At 72.7% G+C, this 18,267-nt stretch carries 15 protein-coding genes; 10 read left to right on the top strand and 5 right to left on the bottom strand.

Annotated elements, in window-relative coordinates:
- Nucleotides 1–165 precede the first annotated feature (165 nt).
- On the bottom strand, nt 166–777 hold the full coding sequence (locus CUC05_RS09630) for a TetR/AcrR family transcriptional regulator (RefSeq protein ID WP_108665893.1): 612 nt from the start codon (nt 775–777) through the stop codon (nt 166–168).
- 54 nt (nt 778–831) lie between these two features.
- On the opposite strand from CUC05_RS09630, the gene CUC05_RS09625 reads away from it, so the two are divergent.
- The 3 genes from CUC05_RS09625 to CUC05_RS09615 are packed head-to-tail and all read left to right on the top strand — an operon-like array spanning nt 832 to nt 3,725.
- Nucleotides 832–1,941 (top strand): ABC transporter permease, encoded by a 1,110-nt coding sequence (locus CUC05_RS09625; protein ID WP_108665892.1) that lies wholly within the window; start codon nt 832–834, stop codon nt 1,939–1,941.
- A complete protein-coding gene (locus CUC05_RS09620) occupies nt 1,942–3,021 on the top strand; it encodes an ABC transporter permease (RefSeq protein WP_108665891.1) in 1,080 nt (359 codons plus the stop codon).
- Between the two features lie 5 nt (nt 3,022–3,026).
- Complete coding sequence (locus CUC05_RS09615; protein ID WP_108666140.1) at nt 3,027–3,725, top strand: ABC transporter ATP-binding protein; 699 nt, start codon at nt 3,027–3,029, stop codon at nt 3,723–3,725.
- A gap of 37 nt (nt 3,726–3,762) precedes the next feature.
- Here CUC05_RS09615 and cofE read toward each other — a convergent pair whose 3' ends face one another.
- The gene (gene cofE, locus CUC05_RS09610; protein WP_108665890.1) at nt 3,763–4,707 is read right to left on the bottom strand and encodes a coenzyme F420-0:L-glutamate ligase; all 945 of its coding nucleotides are present in this window, start codon (nt 4,705–4,707) and stop codon (nt 3,763–3,765) included.
- Between the two features lie 32 nt (nt 4,708–4,739).
- Here cofE and CUC05_RS09605 point away from each other — a divergent pair, with 32 nt between their 5' ends.
- Nucleotides 4,740–5,675, top strand: a complete 936-nt coding sequence (locus CUC05_RS09605) for a TIGR03560 family F420-dependent LLM class oxidoreductase (protein ID WP_108665889.1) — start codon at nt 4,740–4,742, stop codon at nt 5,673–5,675.
- A 52-nt stretch (nt 5,676–5,727) separates the two neighbouring features.
- Here CUC05_RS09605 and cofD read toward each other — a convergent pair whose 3' ends face one another.
- On the bottom strand, nt 5,728–6,681 hold the full coding sequence (cofD, locus tag CUC05_RS09600) for a 2-phospho-L-lactate transferase (RefSeq protein ID WP_108665888.1): 954 nt from the start codon (nt 6,679–6,681) through the stop codon (nt 5,728–5,730).
- A 44-nt stretch (nt 6,682–6,725) separates the two neighbouring features.
- The gene (locus tag CUC05_RS09595; protein WP_170127970.1) at nt 6,726–9,095 is read right to left on the bottom strand and encodes a cell wall-binding repeat-containing protein; all 2,370 of its coding nucleotides are present in this window, start codon (nt 9,093–9,095) and stop codon (nt 6,726–6,728) included.
- Nucleotides 9,096–9,276: 181 nt separating this feature from the next.
- On the opposite strand from CUC05_RS09595, the gene CUC05_RS09590 reads away from it, so the two are divergent.
- Both CUC05_RS09590 and CUC05_RS09585 read left to right on the top strand, forming a co-directional pair.
- Nucleotides 9,277–11,871, top strand: a complete 2,595-nt coding sequence (locus CUC05_RS09590) for a bifunctional FO biosynthesis protein CofGH (RefSeq protein WP_108665886.1) — start codon at nt 9,277–9,279, stop codon at nt 11,869–11,871.
- Between the two features lies 1 nt (nt 11,872).
- On the top strand, nt 11,873–13,132 hold the full coding sequence (locus CUC05_RS09585) for an MFS transporter (protein WP_108665885.1): 1,260 nt from the start codon (nt 11,873–11,875) through the stop codon (nt 13,130–13,132).
- 10 nt (nt 13,133–13,142) lie between these two features.
- Here CUC05_RS09585 and CUC05_RS09580 read toward each other — a convergent pair whose 3' ends face one another.
- Nucleotides 13,143–14,348 carry a ThuA domain-containing protein gene (locus CUC05_RS09580; RefSeq protein ID WP_170127969.1) on the bottom strand — a complete coding sequence of 402 codons (1,206 nt, stop codon included), beginning with the start codon at nt 14,346–14,348 and terminating at the stop codon, nt 13,143–13,145.
- A 211-nt stretch (nt 14,349–14,559) separates the two neighbouring features.
- Between CUC05_RS09580 and CUC05_RS09575 the strand changes: the two genes are divergently transcribed.
- Genes CUC05_RS09575 through CUC05_RS09560 form a run of 4 tightly spaced genes read left to right on the top strand, consistent with a single transcriptional unit; the run spans nt 14,560 to nt 18,267 of the window.
- A complete protein-coding gene (locus CUC05_RS09575) occupies nt 14,560–15,753 on the top strand; it encodes an inositol-3-phosphate synthase (RefSeq protein WP_108665883.1) in 1,194 nt (397 codons plus the stop codon).
- Complete coding sequence (locus CUC05_RS09570; protein ID WP_205712237.1) at nt 15,750–16,640, top strand: SCO3242 family prenyltransferase; 891 nt, start codon at nt 15,750–15,752, stop codon at nt 16,638–16,640. Before CUC05_RS09575 ends, CUC05_RS09570 begins: the two co-directional genes overlap by 4 nt.
- Entirely contained in the window at nt 16,637–17,512 is an 876-nt protein-coding gene (locus CUC05_RS09565) for a sugar phosphate isomerase/epimerase family protein (RefSeq protein ID WP_108665882.1), read from the top strand. Before CUC05_RS09570 ends, CUC05_RS09565 begins: the two co-directional genes overlap by 4 nt.
- Nucleotides 17,509–18,267, top strand: coding sequence for an EboA domain-containing protein (locus CUC05_RS09560; RefSeq protein ID WP_108665881.1), 759 nt, complete (start codon nt 17,509–17,511; stop codon nt 18,265–18,267). The genes CUC05_RS09565 and CUC05_RS09560 overlap by 4 nt, the downstream gene beginning before the upstream one ends.

Raw genomic sequence — 18,267 nt, 5'->3', positions numbered from 1 at the left:
GGTTCCTCCGTCTGGGGGCACACTCGGGGTTCGAGCGCGGCGTCCCCTGGGCTGGCAGTGATGACGCAAGTGCGCCCGGTGAGCGGGCGCGCGAACGCAGAGTGTATCGGGGTGGCGGAACCAACCGCGTTCGACGGCCGACGCGCCCGTTCGTGTCCGGCGCCGTCAGTCCTCCTCCGCCGGCAGCGCTGCGTGCTGGAGGCCCGCGAGGAGCACCTCGCCGACCACCTCCGCCGCCCGCTGCGGGTCCACCCGACCGCTGGCCACCGGAAGCCGGTACCCCCCGATCGTGGCGGACAGCAGCTCGACCAGGTCCTCGGTCCGCCCCCGGAAGTCGCCGGACGCGACACCGTCGGCCACGATCTCGTGGAGCATCGCCCGGATCGGGGCGAGGGCGTCACGCATCCGCTGCTGTTCCTCGGCGTCCAGCATGGGCATGAGGTCATCGGCCGCAGCCGGCACGGCCGCGTACATGGCCATGTTCATGGCGATGAACCGCCGCAGCCGCGCCGCGGCACCGTCGACCCCCGCGAGTCCGGCCTGCAGCTGCTGCTCGGCCCCGCTCATGGTCCGCTCGGCGTGCAGCAGGACCAGGCCGTGCTTGTCCTTGACGTAGTTGTAGAGGGCGCTGCGGGCGATTCCCGCGCGCTGGGCGACGGCGGTCAGGGTGACGGCCTCGACCCCGACCTCGGCACGCAGCGCCTCGTAGGCCGCCAGCACCTTGCCGAGCACCAGCTCGCGGTGCTCGTCCAGGGAGTCGGCCCACAGCGACGGCATGGCGAGATCCTACCCACCTGTTTACGACACGACGTCGTGTCGCATACTGGCGCCGTGTTCATCGCCCTCGCCGAGATGCGGCGCGCCCCGGGACGATTCGCGCTGCTCGTCGGTGCGGTCGCCCTCCTCGTGCTGCTGCTGCTGTTCTTCCAGACCGTCGCCGGCGCCCTGACCAGCGGGCTGACGGGTGCGTTCGAGTCCAACCGGGCCGACGTGTTCGTCTACTCCGACCGGGCCCGGCTGAACCCCTTCGCCAGCGTCGTCACCCTCGATGCGGCCGACGCCGTTGCCGACGTCGAGGGAGTCCGGGACGCGACGCCCGTCGGGGTCAGCGTCTTCACCGCAACGACCGACGTCGGTGACACCGACATCGCGATCGTCGGGGGTGACCCTGCGGGCCCTGCCAGCCCCCGGGACGTCGACGAGGGCAGGCGACCCGAGGCACCGGACGAGGCCCTGTTCAGCGGCAGCAGCCTGGACAGCGCGTTCGCCGTCGACGACACGGTGCAGGTGGGTGATCGGACGCTGACGGTGGTCGGCACCAGCAGCGATGCGGCGCTGAACGTGCTGCCGACGTTCTACGTGCCGCTGGACACCTATACCGAGGCGGTCCGTGCGCGCGCCGGCGCCCCGATCGACGTGCCCGTCTCGTGGATCGGCGTCACCGTCACCGACGAAGCCGACCCCGCAGCGGTTGCCACGGCCATCACCGATCGGGTGGACGGACTCGAGGCGGTCGACCGCGCCACGGCCACCGACGCGATCCCCGGCGTCGGCCAGATCACCCGGTCCTTCTCCATCCTCTACCTACTGCTCTACATCGTGGTCACGATCGTGACCGGCGTGTTCTTCCTCATCCTCACGGTGCAGAAGACCGAGGCCCTCGTCCTGCTGCGAGCCATCGGCGGCAGCCGCGGGGACGTCGTCAAGCCGGTGCTCCTGCAGGCCGTGGCGGTGGTGGGGCTCGGATCGGTGCTCGGCGTCGTCGCCACCTCGGGCCTGCTGTCGGTCACCCGGGACGTCTTCGGGTCGTCCCTGTCGACCGGGACCACGGTCGCCTCGGTCAGTGCGATCGTCGTGCTCGGCCTGCTGGCGTCCGTCGGCGCCGTCCGGCGCGTGCTGGCCATCGACCCGATCGACGCGACCACGGGAGGGGTGGCCTAGATGCGCATCGCCATCCGCGAGCTGCAACGCGAGCCCGGCCGCTTCGCGCCCGTCACCGCCGCCCTGACCCTGCTCGTCGTGCTGCTGCTGGTCCTCGGGGGGTTCCTCGACGGACTGGAGGGCAGCCAGACCGGGGCCTACCGTGCCCACGACGGCATGGTGCTGGCCTTCGCCGACAGCGCCGAGCTGCAGCTGCAGCGGTCGGTCGTCGGGGCCGACACCGCCGAGGAGCTGGAGGCACGGGACGACGTCGACGCGGTCGGCCGCCTCGGACGGGTCGACACGACCGCGGTGCCCCGGGACACCGACACCGTCGAGGACGTCGCCGTGTTCGGCTACGACCTCGGCACCGACGTGCTGCCGGCCCCGTCCCCCGACGGCGCCATCGTCGACGCGACCCTGGCCGAGCTGACCGGGATCGAGGTGGGCGACGTGATCGAGATCGGTCCCGCGGCCACCCCCGTGACCGTCAGCGACCTGATCGACGACCTGACGCAGGGATCCCCGACGGTGTGGCTGCCGTGGGACCAGTGGCGTGACGTCGCGATGGACGCCGCCCCCGCCGACGTGCTGCCCGCCGGGGCATCCCAGGCGCTCGTGCTCATCCCGACCGGGTCCGCCGACGCCCTGGCGCAGGGATCGGTGGCCGAGGGCGTCGACGCCGTCACGCCGGAGGACGCCATCCTCGCCCTCGACGTGGTCCAGCAGCAGTCCTCGACCTTCGAGGGGATCATCGGCGTGACGTTCGCCGTCACGCTGCTGGTCATCGGCCTCTTCTTCGCGCTGATCGTGCTGGAACGCGTCGGCTTGTACGCGGTGCTGAAGGCACTCGGTGCGGGGACCCGCGACCTGCTGACCGGGCTCGCCGTGCAGGCCGTGGCGATCAGCGCCGTCGCCCTGGTGGCCGGCATCGTCGTCGCGTTCGCCTTCACCGGCCTGCTCCCGGCCGACCTGCCCATCCGCATCCTGCCCGCCCGCGTCGGGCTGATCGCGGGCGGCACCGTCCTCACCGCGCTGCTCGGCAGCCTCCTGACCCTCCGGCGGATCGTGCGCATCGACCCCGCCTCCGCGATCGGATGACCTCCATGCATGCACTCGAACTCGACAACGTCCGCAAGACCTACGGGGAGGGCGAGCAGCAGGTCGTCGCGCTCGACGACGTCTCCATGCAGGTCGCCACCGACGAGATGGTCATCCTCGTGGGCCCGTCCGGGTCCGGCAAGACGACCCTCCTGACGGTCGCCGGTGCGCTGCTGCAGCCGACGAGCGGCCGCGTCGTCGTCGGCGACGAGGCGGTCGACACGCTCGACAGCCGGCAGCTGGCGGCGTTCCGTCGCGACCGGATCGGCTTCGTCTTCCAGTCCGTGAACCTGGTGCCGTTCCTGACCGCCCGCGAGAACCTGCTGGTCGTCCGGGACTTCGGCGGCAGCCGGATCGACAGGGCGGCCAAGCAGCGGGCGGACCAGCTTCTGGACGAACTGGGCCTCGGCGACCGTGCCGGCAACCTGCCCTCGCAGCTGTCCGGCGGGCAGAAGCAGCGCGTGGCCATCGGTCGAGCGCTCATGAACGACCCGGCGCTCGTGCTGGTCGACGAACCCACGTCGGCGCTCGACAGCGAGCTCGGCCAGCAGGTCATGGAGCTGCTGCGCCGCGAGGTCAAGGACCGGGGCGTCGCGGCGATCGTGGTGACCCACGACGAGCGGGTGCTCGACTACGGCGACCGCACGGTCCGCATCGTGGACGGCGCCCTGCAGGACTCGGCGAGCCAGGACGCAACCCTGTAAGGCACCGGCCGGACACCACCGGCCCCCCTGTCTCCGGTCAGCCCACCGGCCGGACGACGACCGTCCAGCCGTCACCGTGGTGCACCGCGGCGTCGTAGCCCAGGTCCAGCAGCGCTGCCTCGGCACGGCCTGCAGCCAGCCCGTCGGCCACGTCGATGCGGTCGGCCACAAACGACCCGCCCCCCGCCGCCTCGGCGACCCGCTGCCACTCCCACGCCTCGGGCAGGCCGGCCCGCACCGGCGCCCCCTCCCCCGTTGCCAGGCGACGGGCCAGCCAGCCCCGTCCGTGGGGGAACAGGTCGGTCTCGGGCCCCCGGACCAGCGCCTGTCCGCCGCCCGTCGCCGAGGGGGCCACCACGTCCAGCCCGCGGACGACGACGACGGGCACCCCGGCGGCCTTGTCGCGGACCATGTCGGCCGCACCGGCGATCTGGTCGGCCTGGGCGATCAGCGTCACGCGCAGCGCCTGACCCTCCCGGTCGACGGTGCCGCGTTCGTCGCGCAGGGCCTGCATGCCGGCAACCCCCAGCGCGACGTCGGTCTGGCCCTCCCGCCAGGCACGGCCGAAGGTGTCGGAGACGATCACCGCGGTGTCGACGCCGGTCAGGCGACGCAGCCCCGCGCGGATGTCCGCGGCGGCCGCGTCCACGTCGTCGGGCAGCAGCAGCAGCTCACCGCCGGGCACGTTGGAGGCGTCGATGCCGGCGTTGGCGCACACGAAGCCGTGGGGAGTCCGGACGACGACGACATGGGGGGTGTCGACCACGACCTCGTCGGCCATCGCGATGCGACGCCGGGCGTCCTCCACCTGCTCACCGGCCCGCGGCGCGGCGGTCAGCCCCATCGACTTGCTGACCACCTTGGACGACACCACCACGACGTCGCCGTCGCGCAGGCCGACGGCGGCGCTGATCAGGCCGGGAAGGTCGTCACCGGCCCGGACCTCACCGATTCCCTCGACGGGCAGCAGGGTGATGTGCATGTGGCGACAGGCTATTCGGGCACAGTGGGACCATGGCAACCACCACGGCAATCAACCTCATGATCGAAGGACAGGAGTCCGTGACCTGGGCGCACTGGGTCGCGCTCGCGGAGGCGGCGGAGTCCGCTGGGCTCCAGGGCCTCTTCCGCAGCGACCACTACGCCAGCGTGCAGGGCCGCACCGAGCGCAGCGCGCTCGACGCGTGGTCGACGCTGGCGGCCCTCGCCGCCATGACCGACACCATCCAGCTGGGCACCATGGTCTCGCCGGCGTCCTTCCGGCACCCGTCGGTGCTCGCGAAGCAGGTCGTTGTCGCCGACCACGTGTCCGGTGGCCGTGTGGAGCTGGGATTCGGTGCCGGCTGGAACGCGCTCGAGCACTCGATGTACGGCTTCGACTTCGCCGACCTCGGCACGCGCTACGACGTGATGGCCGAGCAGATCGAGATCATCCGCCGACAGTGGACCGAGGAGTCCTTCGACTTCGACGGCGAGCACTACACGCTGGCCGACTGCCGGGCACGTCCCAAGCCGCTCGGCCACGTGCCGATCATCATGGGCGGGCAGGCCCAGCCGCGGGGGGCGGCGCTGGCCGCCCGGTGGGCCGACGAGTACAACACGACCTTCCCCAGCACCGACGCCGTCCGCGAACGCAAGGCCCGCCTGGACGCCGCCTGCGCGGACGTCGGCCGCGACCCGTTGCCGATGTCGATCATGACCGGGTGCATCCTCGGCGAGACCGAGGCCGACGTCCGCGCCCGGGCGGAGCGGATCATGTCGTGGTCCAGCGCCGATGGCAGCGTCGAGGAGTGGCTGGCCGGGCTGCGGGACGAGTGGGTCGTCGGCACCGTCGAGCAGGCCCAGGCCCGCCTCGAGGAGTACCGCGAGGCCGGGATCAGCCGGTTCTTCCTGCAGCACCAGCTGCACGACGACACCGACATGGTCGCCTTGATGGGCCAGCTGCGCTGATCGCACCCCTCGTGCCCCGGACGCGCCGGTCGGGTCGTGACCCGGCCGGCGATCAGGCCGCCTGGAGGGTGCCGAGCATGCCCAGGGCGGTCTCGGCCAGCCGGGTCGCGACGTCCACGTCGACCATCATCGTGTCGGTGACGGCGACCTCGACCCCGGTCGCGCGGATGGTGTCGGCGCTGTCGGCGTCGGCGGTGTCGATCACCCAGCCGTCGAGGAAGTCGGCGTAGAGCGCAGCCACCCCGGCGGCGCTGACCTCCGCACCGACGGCCGGCAGCAGCTTGTCGGCCATGCCCCGCACGACGCGGCCGCCGACGATCGGGCTGACCCCGACGACCGGCGTGCGGTGAAGGAGGTCACGGACGGGGGCGGTGTCGAGGATCGTGCCGATCGACACGACGGGGTTGGAGGGGCACAGGACGACCACGTCTGCGGCCTCGATGGCCGCGACGACGGCGTCGGTGGCCCGGGCCTCCTCCCCTCCCTCGAGCCAGACCCGATCGATCGGTGAGGCCGCCCGTTCGCCGACCCACCACTCCTGGAAGTGCAGGTCGCGGCCGTCGCTGGTCCGTACCCGGGTGGCGACCCTCGCATCGGTCATCGGCAGCAGCTCGAACGGCAGGTGCCAGGCGCGGGCGATCGTGCGGGTGGCGTCGGTCAGTGTGCCGCCCTCGCCGATGATCCGGGCCCGGACGAGGTGGGTGGCGATGTCGCGGTCGCCGAGGGTGAACCAGTCGGGCTGGCCGTAGCGGCCCTTCAGCTCCTCCGCGACCGCGAAGGTCTCTCCTTCCCTGCCCCACCCCTGCTCGGGGTGCACGCCACCACCGAGGGTGTAGGTGATCGTGTCGAGGTCCGGCGAGACGTGCAGGCCGTGGATCGCCAGGTCGTCGCCGGTGTTGGCGACGACCGTCAGCAACGCGGGGTCGACGGCGCGGACCAGTCCGCGGAGGAACCGTGCGGCACCGATGCCGCCGGCGAGCGAGACGATCCTGGGTGATCCGTTCATGTGGCCCGGCAGCCTATTGGCGGCCGGGCCACGACGCACGAGCCTCAGCCGCCCGCGCCCTCCTCGATCTGTGTGACGACGGCCTCGCTGACCACGGCCACGCCACCGACGACGGTCAGGCCCGGCGGGGAGGTGAACCCGATGGCGTCGAGGAAGTCCAGGGTCTCCTGCGGCAGGCGCGTCGGCTCGACGCCCAGCTGCGGGGCGCCGCGACGCACGGCCAGCGGGGCCGAGGCCAGGGCGTAGGTCCAGGCGTCGCCGTCGCGGGAGTTGGACAGGTCCACGACGACGAACTCGCGGGAGGCGGGGTCCGGGGACCCGATGACCTCGGGCCACAGGTCGCTGGCGATCAGCGCACCCGTCTCGAAGCGGTTCGCCCCGGCAAGGCGACGACCACCGGGGGCCTGTGCGACCGCGGCGTCGGGCACGACGGCCGAGCCGCCGAGCGCGACGGTCGTGGCGATGTTCTCGTCGGCCATCAGCTGGGCGGTCGCCGGGTGCAGGTCGTCGCCGACGGTCAGCAGGATCGGACGGCCGACCGCGCCACCGAACGCGCCGCCGAGCACGGAGTCCGGGAAGTTGTTCCCGGTCGCCAGCAGCACCTCCGTGGTGCCGGGGTTGCGACGCAGGACCTCCACCGCGATCTCCACCGCCGTCTCGACCCGGCTGGCGCCCCCGAAGCGGACGATCTCGTAGCCGGCGTCGCGCAGCTCCTGCTCGACCTCCGCCGACACGGCGTTCTCGCTGCCGAGGATGTTGACCCGACCGCCGTCGGGCAGGGCCCGGTCGATCTCGGCCCGGGTGTCGTCGTCCAGGGCGACCCCGGCGCCACCCGGCGTGTAGAGGATGCAGGCCTCGTCACCGGCCAGCGGGGCCCCCGCGAGGGCGTCGGCGAACACGTCGTTGCGGGCCAGGACGATCCCGCCGGCGCTGTCGTCGGTCGGGAACAGCAGCTGGCAGATCTGGATGGCGACGTCATCAGGGGTCTCCGCCTCGAGGCGCGCGGTGCCCTGGCTGACCGCGGCCAGCTGGAGCCCCACGTCGTTGTCGGGGGCCGGGGCGGCGAAGGCCTGGTTGACCATGATGACCCGGCCGTCGTCGAGGATCGGCGCGATCCGCTCGCCGCGGAAGTCACCGAAGAAGGTGTCGGGGTCGTCACCGGAGGTGGTGACCAGCTGCCCGGTCGCGCCGTCGACGGCGGTCAGCCCGAAGCCGAAGACGGAGTACCAGACGCGGCCCTTCGCATCGATGCGCGGTGCGGCGACGTTGATGAAGGAGGGCGTGGGGTCGTGCTCCCACACCGGCTGGCCCGTCTCCAGGGAGATGGCGAACAGCGGGCTGCCGCTGGGTTCCGCGGTGACGATCAGGTCGTCGACCACGGCCAGGTTGTCGACCCAGTAGCCCAGCCCGGCCTCGTCGACGTCCGTGTCGCGCTCGTAGACGACCGACCAGTCCTGGACGAGGGTGCCGCCGGACCGGTCGTAGCGGGTCAGCCGCTCGGGGAAGTCGCCGGTGTGGACCAGCACGCCACCGTCGACGGCGGTCATGTGCTCGACGTCGCCGACCTCGAGCGAACCGAGCTCGGCGCCGGTGTCGACGTCGAAGACGCTGATCACGTTCGGCTCGTCGTTGTCGAAGCCGCGCTGGTTGGCGAAGTAGGCGACGTCACCGTCCGGGCTGACGATCGGCGTCGGGAAGAACGCCCCCTCCCAGCCGTCGAAGTACTCCTCCCAGGCCAGGACCATGTCGGCGCCGGACACGTCCACGGCGACCAGCCAACGGTCGAAGTTGCGGCGCTGGGTGAACAGCAGGGTGTCGCCGGTCAGGACCAGCCGCGCCTCGGTGAACGTCGAGCCGCCGCACATGGGGTTGCCCGCGTCAGCGGGGTCGCCGGGGACGTTGGCGACCTGGTCCTCCCACGACCTGACGACCGATCCGTCCGACGCGTCGATCTCCAGGATCCCCGGCCCATCGGTGGCGGTGTGGCCACCGCCCCCGACCGTGTAGGCGTAGACGAACCCGTCGTCGCTGGCCACCGGCAGGCAGCTGTCGGCCATCTCGTCCAGCTGCCAGGCGATGGACCCGTCGGTCGGGTCGATGGCGACGAGCACGTCCACCCGGGTGCCGTCGGTCCGGACCTCGTAGGCGTTCAGGACGACGTGGCCCTCGGCATCGCGGATCGGGTCGAGGCTCTGGCGGCCGCTGCGGCCGAGGTTGGGGTGCTGGACCGCCCATTCGAGGCCGGCCACGGACGGGCCGGACCCCGGGTCGGTGAAGGACCCCTGCGGGGTGCCCGACGGCGTGCCGCCCGGCAGGGGTGCGGCGAGTGCGGGCAGCGGCCCGAGCAGCGCGACCACGGCGGTCACGACCAGGGCGATGACCCCGGGACGAAGACGACGGACGAACAGATGCACGAAGATCCTCCTGGCACGTTGGCGCAGCCCCTGGGGCTGCATTTCATTTGGCGGGTCCCGGCGCCCCCCGTCACCGATCGCGATCACCCTAGGTCATGCTCTCCGTGTTCCGGAGCGCTCGTCATCGTTTCGTATCCGGCGCTCGTGGCGTCCGGACCAGTCGGCTATAGCCTTGTCGCCCATGACACAGACCGACTCTGGTCACCTGTCCACCGCCGACGCAACGCACGTCACGTCCGACCCCGTGAACGCCCACGCGATGCGCCGTGCCCTTGCCCGCGCCGACGCCGGCAAGCAGCTGAACGTCGACGAGGCGGCGGTCCTGATCCGTGCCCGGGGCGAGGACCTCCAGCGGCTGATGTCGTTGGCCGCCCGTGTCCGGGACCAGGCGTTCGGCGACCGGATCACCTACAGCCGCAAGGTCTTCGTCCCGCTGACCCACCTGTGCCGTGACACCTGCGGGTACTGCACGTTCGCGTGGCCGCCCAAGGGCGACATCCCCGCGTTCATGTCGCTGGAGCAGGTCGTGGAGGTCGCCCGTCGAGGCGCCGCCGCCGGCTGCAAGGAAGCCCTCTTCACCCTCGGCGACCAGCCCGAGGTCCGCTACCCGGCCGCCCGCCAGTGGCTGGACGAACGCGGCTACGACTCCACGCTTGCCTACCTCCGCGCCGCCGCGATCCACGTGATCGAGGAGACGGGCCTGATCCCCCACCTCAACCCGGGGGTGATGTCGTGGACCGACCTCGCGACCCTCAAGCCCGTGTCGGGCTCGATGGGGATCATGATGGAGTCCACCTCCGACCGGCTGCACGAGAAGGGCATGCCGCACCACAACTGCCCGGACAAGGTCCCGGCGGTGCGACTGCAGGTCCTGGAGGACGCGGGCAAGCAGTCGGTCCCGTTCACCTCGGGCATCCTGATCGGCATCGGCGAGACCCCGGAGGAGCGGGCCGACACCCTGCTCGCGATGGCGTCGTCGGCCCGCCGGTACGGCCACCTGCAGGAGGTGATCGTGCAGAACTTCCGGGCCAAGCCGGACACCGCGATGCGCAGCCACCCCGAGCCGGACCGCGACGACCTGCTGGCCACCGTCGCCACCGCCCGGCTGGTCCTGCCCACCCGGGTGCACCTGCAGGCCCCGCCGAACCTGTCCCCCGACGACGTGGAGACCATCGTCGGTGCCGGCATCGACGACTGGGGCGGCGTCTCGCCGGTCACCCCCGACCACGTCAACCCCGAGGCCCCCTGGCCGCACCTCGACGAGCTGGCGGCCCGCACCGCCGCCGCCGGGAAGGTGCTGACCGAGCGGCTGTGCGCCTACCCCGAGTGGGTTCGCCGGCCCGACCCGTGGCTGGCCGGGCAGATGCGCGGCCCGATCCAGGCGCTGGCCACCGACGAGGGCCTCGCCCGGCCCGACACGATGCCGCAGCCGCAGCCGTGGCAGGCCCCCGACATGCTCCAGGCGCAGGGTGGCGACGACCGCTGGACGTCGGCCGAGGCAGGAGAGGGCGTCACCGGCTGGAGCCGGGGCGAGGGCGAGCTGCGCACCGACGCCGACGACGTCTACGGCGACACGAGCCTGATCGCCGCCGAGTCGCTGGCGCGGCGCCCTGTCCGCGAGCGCCTGACCGGTGACGTCGTGGGCATCCTCCGTCGTGCGGTCGACGGGACCCCGCCCACCGAGGAGGAGGCGCTGGTGCTGTTCGGCGCCGAGGGCCCGGACCTGACGGCGGTCACCGAGGCCGCCGACGAGGTTCGCCGCGCCCGGGTCGGCGACACCGTCACCTACGTCGTCAACCGCAACATCAACTTCACCAACGTCTGCTACGTCGGCTGCCGGTTCTGCGCCTTCGCCCAGCGACGCGACGACCCCGACGCCTACACCTTGTCCCTCGACGAGGTCGCCGACCGGGCGGAGGAGGCCTGGGCGTTCGGCGCGACCGAGGTGTGCATGCAGGGCGGCATCCATCCCGACCTGCCGACCGACCACTACGAGCACCTGCTGCGGGCCGTCAAGGACCGCGTGCCCGAGATGCACATCCACGCGTTCTCCCCCATGGAGGTCGTGACCGGCGCCACCCGGGCGGGCATCAGCGTCCGGGAGTTCCTGGGCCGGGCGAAGGCCGCGGGCCTGGACACCATCCCCGGGACGGCCGCGGAGATCCTCGACGACGACGTCCGCTGGGTCCTGACCAAGGGCAAGCTGCCGACCGCCGCCTGGGTCGACGTCATGCGCAACGCCCATGCGCTGGGCATCCCGTCGACCTCGACGATGATGTTCGGCCACGTCGACCAGCCCCACCACTGGGCCGGCCACCTGCACCTGCTTCGCCAGCTCCAGGTCGACAGTCGCGAGGCCGGCAACCCCGCTCGGTTCACCGAGTTCGTGCCGCTGCCGTTCGTGCACGCCCAGTCGCCGATCTACCTGGCCGGCGTCGCCCGACCCGGCCCGTCGTGGGAGGACACCCTCAAGGTCCACGCGATCGCCCGGCTGGTGCTGCAGGGCGAGATCGACAACATCCAGCTCAGCTGGGTGAAGCTCGGCGTCGAGCGGACCACCGAGCTGCTCAACGCCGGGGTCAACGACCTGGGCGGCACGTTGATGGAGGAGACCATCTCGCGCATGGCCGGGTCCGACCACGGTGTCCGCAAGGACCCGGAGGACCTGCGTGCCATGGCCGCAGCGGCCGGTCGTCCGGTCGCCGAACGGTCCACCGACTACCGCCGGAAGGAGCCGGCCGGGATCCGCTACCGGATCTCGCCCAAATCTGCCTGAGGTGGACGGGTCGGGGGCGTCCGGCGTCGAGCCGACCCCCACCGACCGGACGACCGACCGCCGGGTCCTCCTGGCGGTCGCCGCCACGTTCGCCGCCAACGCCGGCGTGTACGGGTCGTTGCTGCCGCGCTTCCCGCAGCTCGCCGACCGGCTGGAGGCAGGTGAGGCCGCGTTCGGCCTCGCGCTGCTCGGCGGCGGACTGGGCGGGCTGGTCGGCAGCACGCTGATGCCCGCGGTGGTGCGTCGGGCCGGTGGCTTCGTCCCGACGATCCGGGTGGCGGTGCCGGTGATGCTGCTCGGCGGGGTGGCTGTCGGCGCCGCGCCCTCGTTGTGGGTGTTCGGCCTGGCCATGCTCGTCATGGGGCTCGCCGACGGTGTGCTGGATCCGGCGATGAACGAGCTGGCGCTGGGCGAGCAGCACCGTCACGGCCGGTCGATCATGGGACGGATGCATGCGACGTGGTCGGGGACCACGACCGCCGCGGTTGCCGTCGGGACCGGCATGGCGGCGGCGGACGTGCCCGTGGCGCTCCACGTCGGGATCGTCGCAGCCGCGATGGGGCTGCTGCAGCTGACCGTCGGGCGTGCCCTGCGCGAGCGCCACGGCGCGCCGCCCGCGGCCGACCGACCGGACGCCGGTCCCGGAGACCGCGCGAGCCTCCGCGAGGGCGTGTGGGTGCGCCGCGGCCCGCTGCTGACCCTCGGCGCCGTCGGGGTCATGGGTGTCGCGGCCGCGTGGATCGAGGTGCCGCCGCAGGACTGGAGCGCCCTGCTGCTGTCCCGCGAGCTGGGCGCCTCGCCCGGCCTGGCAGGCGCCGGTCCGCTGGTGTTCGTCGGCGGGGTGTTCCTGGGCCGGACGGCGATGGACCGGCTGGTCGACCGTTTCGGCGGCCGCCGGGTCGCGATCGGCGCAGGGCTGGCGTCGTTGGTCGGCGTCAGCCTCGGACTGCTCGCGACGTCGACCACCGGGTCGCCCTGGCCGCTGCTGGTCGGGTTGCTGCTCGGCGGGCTGGGCGCCTCACCGGTGTTCCCGCTGATGTTCACCGCCGGCGACGCCGCCGCACGACAGCTGGGCAGGCCGGCCGGCACCGGCGGGAGCTTCGTGTCGGCCGCCAGCCGGCTGGGGTTCCTGTCCTCCCCCGTGCTGGTGGGCCTGGTCGCCGAACGCCTGGATCTGGTCGTGGCGCTGGCGATCACCCCCCTGGGGGCACTCCTGATGCTGGCGACCCTGCCCCGCATGCTGCGGGGCGCCGAGGCCTGACTGCTGCGGATCAGACGATGGTGACGGTCCCGACCATGCCGCTGTGGATGGTGCAGTAGTACTCGTAGTCACCGGGTTCGAGGTCGGCGACACCCACGACGCTGGCCGTGCCGCCGTTGATGTTCGCGAACACCGAGCGGAACAACGGCTTGCGGTTCGCGTCCTGCTTCCGGGACTGGATGTTGTGCTGGACGGTGTCGAGGTTCGCCAGGAGCAGCCCCTGTCCCTGGGGGATCACGTTGATGCTCGGGGCGAAGACGAGGCTGCCGGGCGGGGCCGTCACGACTTCCTCGACCGTCGGCGTCGTCGGACCGGGGGTGTCGGGGCCCGGCGGGAAGTGCACGCCCTCGTGCACCCAGGCGACGGCGTTGACGAAGCGGGCCTGCCAGTCGGCGCGGTCATAGGTCTCGTCGTAGTGGCCGAGGTTGGAGTACCAGACGCGTCCGGTGCCGTGGCCGTCGGCCGTCTTGACCCACTCCACCGGCTGGTCGTCGTCGTAGCTGCTGCTCAGCGGCCCCATGGAAGGCGGGTTCCCGAAGCCGTAGGTGTCGGTCTCGTCGAGGCTCAGCAGGACACGTACGTCCTGGGTGCCACGCGGGTTGACCTGCCACTTGTAGTACTCCTCGCGGAGCGGGAAGGAGTCGCCCTCGACGTCGGCGTTGATCGGGTGGTCGGCGTTCTCCACCTGCACGGTGGCCTCGTCGAGCTCGTCGACCGGGGCGACGAACACCGTGTTGCCCGTGTGCGGGTGGCTGTCGAACGCCGCCCCGACCATGGTCTGGTAGAAGTCCCACTCGTAGTTGGTGTCCGCGGCCGCGTGGATGCCCATGAACCCACCGCCGTCACGGACCCACTGCTCGAACATCGTCTTCTGCTCGTCGGTGAACGGGGTCTCGCCCGTCGTGTTGGCGAACAGCACGATGTCGCTCTCGGCCAGGCGCTCGGCGGTGAAGTCGACGACGTCCTCGGTGTGGAACACCGTGAAGGCGCCCGTCTCGACGGCCAGCGCCGTGATGACCTCGACCGAGTGCTCGATCGACCCGTGCCGGAACCCGCCGGTGCCCGAGTACATCAGGATGTGCGGGACGTCCTCCTCCTCCGGGGTGGAGGGGTCCTCGGCCGCGGCCGGAAGGGCGATGCTGGCCAGCAGCACCGCGACGAGCGCGGCGACGAGGCGCAGTCGGGTGGTCTGGATGGTCCGGGGGTGGCTCGTCATGTCGGCTCCGGCAGGGTCGGCTCTGTTCGGCGGGCTCGACGGACCGAACGAACGGCCGTCACCCCTCCCTTTTCGCCAGCCACCGACCGAGTTCCTGCCAACCCTCCACATTTTTGTTGCGAGGTCATACATTCGGATGCGACAAGAGGGTTTCGTCTTGTCGAGGACGAACTACTGTGTGAGAGCCGCCGCAGCCGAAAGGTCCGATGTCATGGACGCACCTTCCACTCCAACGCCCCGTTGGGGCCTCTGGCTGCTGGGCGCCAGGGGATCGGTCGCCACGACGATGACCGTCGGCTGGGCCGCGATGGTGGCCAACCTCGCTGGGCCCGAGGGCATGGTCACCCAGCTGTCGGCCTTCGACGGTGTCGGCCTGCCGGGGCTGCCCGACCTGGTCATCGGTGGCTGCGACATCGGCGAGGTCCCGCTGGTCAAGCGCGCCGAGCAGCTCGAGACCGCCGGCGTCGTGCCCCACGGCGTCGTCGACCGGATCGCCGAGGAGCTCGCGACCGTCGATGCACGGCTGACCGCGGGGGTCACCGCCCGGGACGTCGCCGAGCACCCCGCGGCAGCGCTGGCCCGGCTCCGGGCCGACCTGACGGCGTTCCGGACCGCCCACGACCTGGACCGTGTCGTCGTGGTCAACGTGGCGTCCACCGAGCCGCCGGTCGACCCGCACGACAGCCACCGCGACGTCGACCTGCTGCTCGCGGCCCTCGACGCCGACCTGGCCGTGCTGTCCCCCGCCCCCCTGGTGGCGGTCGCCGCGCTGACGTCGGGCGCCGCGTTCGTCGACTTCACCCCGTCCAGCGCGACGGTCCTGCCGGCGATCCAGCAGCTCGCCGAGCGCCACGGCCTGCCGCTGGCCGGCCGGGACGGCAAGACCGGCGAGACGCTGCTCAAGACCGCCCTCGCGCCGATGTTCGCCGACCGGGCGCTGCGGGTCCGGTCGTGGTCGGGCATGAACCTGCTCGGCGGCGGCGACGGGCAGACCCTGGCCGACCCGACCCACGCCCGCTCGAAGCTGGAGTCCAAGGCCGCCCCGCTGCAGGCCATCCTCGGCTACCAGCCCGACGGCCCGGTCCGCATCGACCACGTCGCCGACCTCGGCGACTGGAAGACCGCCTGGGACCTGATCACCTTCGAGGGGTTCCTCGGGACCCGCATGCAGCTACAGTTCACCTGGCAGGGCTGCGACTCGGCGCTGGCCGCCCCGCTCGTGCTGGACCTCGCCCGGCTGGTGGCCCTGGCCATGGGCGCCGGGCAGTCCGGCCCGCTCCCGGCCCTGGCGTACTTCTTCAAGGACCCCGTGGGCAGCAGCCAGCACCGCCTGGCCGAGCAGTTCACCGACCTGATCACCTGGGCCCGGACCACCGCAGCCGCCACGGGCACGACCGCCGCGTGAGCCTGCCGACCGCCGACACCCTGGCCGAGCTCGTCCGGCTGCCCGCCGTCCTGTCGATCCCCGGCGACGCCTGGAACGGCGCTGCCGCAGCGGGGAACCGACGCGGCTGGGCGATGCCGGCCGCCTCCGCCCTCGTCTACCTGGGCGGGATGGCGCTCAACGACTGGGCGGACCGCGAGCTCGACGCCGAGGAACGACCCGAACGACCGATCCCCTCGGGCCGGATCACCCCCGCCGCAGCGCTGGCCGTGGGGGCCGGCATGGTCGCCGGCGGGGTCGGCGTGGCCGGGGCGATCGGTGGCCGGGCGGGCCTGCGGATCGCCGTCCCGCTGGCGGCGTCGGTCTGGGCCTACGACGTGCTGGCGAAGGACACGCCGGCCGGCCCCGCCACGATGGCGCTGTGCCGGGCGCTGGACGTGCTGCTCGGCGCGGCGGGTGGCAACGTGACCGCAGCCCTGCCCGCGGCCGCGCTGGTCGGCGCACACACCCTCACCGTCACGACCGTCAGCCAGCACGAGGTGCACGGCGCGCCGGTCGACGTGCCCCTCGCTGCCCTGCGTCGGACCGCCGCCACGGCGCTCGGGCTGATCGCCCTGGGACTTCCCGCTCGCGAGGAGGAGGGGCGGGGGGCCGCCCGCCTGCGCCGCCTCGCGACCGCCGGGGCGGCCACCAGCTACCTGGCCATCGTCGGGGGCGGCTACAAGGCGGCGGTCGAGGCCGACGGTGACGCCGGCGCGGTCCGCCAGTCCGTCGGGACCGGCGTGATGGGGGTCATCCCGCTGCAGTCGGGGCTGCTCGCCTCGACCGGGTCGTGGCTGCGCGCCGCGATCACCGCCAGCGCCGTGCCGATCGGCCGACACCTGCGCCGTATGCGAGCGGTGACGTGACCGGCCTGTCCTTCGCCTACGGCAGCAACGGGCTGGGCGACCACCGGCTGGCCGACGCCTGCACGTTCCTGGCCGACGAGGGCTACGACGGCATCGCGCTGACGCTCGACCACCAGCACCTCGACCCGTTCGGTCCCGGCCTCGACCGGCGGATCGACGAGACCCGCCGGCTGCTGGCCGACCACGGCCTGTCGGTCGTCGTCGAGACGGGCGGCCGCTTCGTGCTGGACCCGCGCAACAAGCACGAACCCACGCTGGTGTCCCCCGAGGGGGCCGCCCGGCGGATCGACTTCTACCGCCGAGCCGTGGACATCAGCGTGCGGCTGGGGTCCCCCGTGCTGCACCTGTGGTCGGGAGTGGACCGGGTCGATGACGCCGACGCCGCCTGGGACCGCCTGGCCGCTGGCCTCGTGCCCGTCCTCGACGCTGCGGACGACGCAGGCATCGTTGTCGGGCTCGAGCCCGAGCCCGGCATGGTCGTCGACACCATCGCGGCATGGGAACGGCTGGCCGACCAGCTGGATCACCCCGCGCTGGCGATGACGCTGGACATCGGCCACTGCCAGTGCCTGGAGGACGCCCCGATCGCCGACTGCATCCACCGGGTCGCCGACCACCTGGTCCACGTGCAGGTCGAGGACATGGTGCGTGGCGTGCACGAGCACCTGCCCTTCGGTGACGGCGAGATCGACTTCCCGCCGGCCATGGCCGCGCTGCAGGACATCGGCTACGACGGCCTCGTCTCGGTGGAGCTGACCCGGCACGGGCACACCGCCCACACGATGGTCCCCGAGGCGATCCGCTTCCTGCGGGCAGCCACGCCGTCCGCCCCATCGACGACCGACCAGACCCCCGGGAGGGTTTCCGCGTGACCACCGACGACCACCGCTGGACCGACGACCTCGACGCGCAGCTGTCCGCGGTGCTCGACGCCGACGCCGTGGGGTGGCTGGCCGACGCCCGCGTGGCCGTCGCCGACACGCCGTCGAGCATCCGCGCCCGCTTCCCTGCCGTCTCCCGCAGGGTCGGCCGTGGCCCGCTCGATCCGACGGCGGACCCCGACGACCCGTTCGAGCCGACCGTCGACGACGCCGCCCGCTCGGTGCTGGTCCGGGCCCTGCCGACCGCCGACCGTCCCGCCGAGCTGCCCGACCTGTACCGCCACGGCGACACCCGCGAGAAGCGCGGTGCGCTGCGTGCCCTCGACCTGCTCGTCGCCGATCCCGGCGGGCTGGACGACGCCACGCGGTCGGTCGCGCGTGACCTGGTCGACGACGCCATGCGGACCAACGACACCCGTCTCGTCGCTGCCGCCCTCGGCACCGCTGGCGTGGCCCTGCTGGACGACGAGGCGCTGGCACAGGCCGTGCTGAAGTGTGTGTTCGTCGGCGTCGACATCGACCGCATCCCCGGCCTGCCCGACCGCGTCACCCCCGAGCTGTCGCGCATGATGGCGGACTTCGTCCACGAACGGATCGCCGCCGGCCGCGACGTGCCCGCCCAGGTGTGGCCCGTCATCGACGCCCACCCGCCGGGCGACCGCCTGGCCGCCATCGCGGCCGAGCTCGACCACGACGAGGCACGCCGCGCCGACGCGGCCCGCCGTGCCCTCGCCCTGCGGGGATGA

Source organism: Euzebya rosea, assembly GCF_003073135.1.
GTDB lineage: Bacteria > Actinomycetota > Nitriliruptoria > Euzebyales > Euzebyaceae > Euzebya > Euzebya rosea.
Note: the sequence above shows the minus strand (reverse complement) of the source record. Positions and strands in the feature narration are given on the sequence as shown.

Bases quoted from the DNA above. Each gene is read 5' to 3' on its own strand.
- CUC05_RS09630 (WP_108665893.1), bottom strand. From the start codon at position 777: ATGCCGTCGCTGTGGGCCGACTCCCTGGACGAGCACCGCGAGCTGGTG.
- CUC05_RS09620 (WP_108665891.1), top strand. From the start codon at position 1,942: ATGCGCATCGCCATCCGCGAGCTGCAACGCGAGCCCGGCCGCTTCGCG.
- CUC05_RS09615 (WP_108666140.1), top strand. From the start codon at position 3,027: ATGCATGCACTCGAACTCGACAACGTCCGCAAGACCTACGGGGAGGGC.
- cofE (WP_108665890.1), bottom strand. From the start codon at position 4,707: ATGCACATCACCCTGCTGCCCGTCGAGGGAATCGGTGAGGTCCGGGCC.
- CUC05_RS09605 (WP_108665889.1), top strand. From the start codon at position 4,740: ATGGCAACCACCACGGCAATCAACCTCATGATCGAAGGACAGGAGTCC.
- cofD (WP_108665888.1), bottom strand. From the start codon at position 6,681: ATGAACGGATCACCCAGGATCGTCTCGCTCGCCGGCGGCATCGGTGCC.
- CUC05_RS09590 (WP_108665886.1), top strand. From the start codon at position 9,277: ATGACACAGACCGACTCTGGTCACCTGTCCACCGCCGACGCAACGCAC.
- CUC05_RS09580 (WP_170127969.1), bottom strand. From the start codon at position 14,348: ATGACGAGCCACCCCCGGACCATCCAGACCACCCGACTGCGCCTCGTC.
- CUC05_RS09575 (WP_108665883.1), top strand. From the start codon at position 14,560: ATGGACGCACCTTCCACTCCAACGCCCCGTTGGGGCCTCTGGCTGCTG.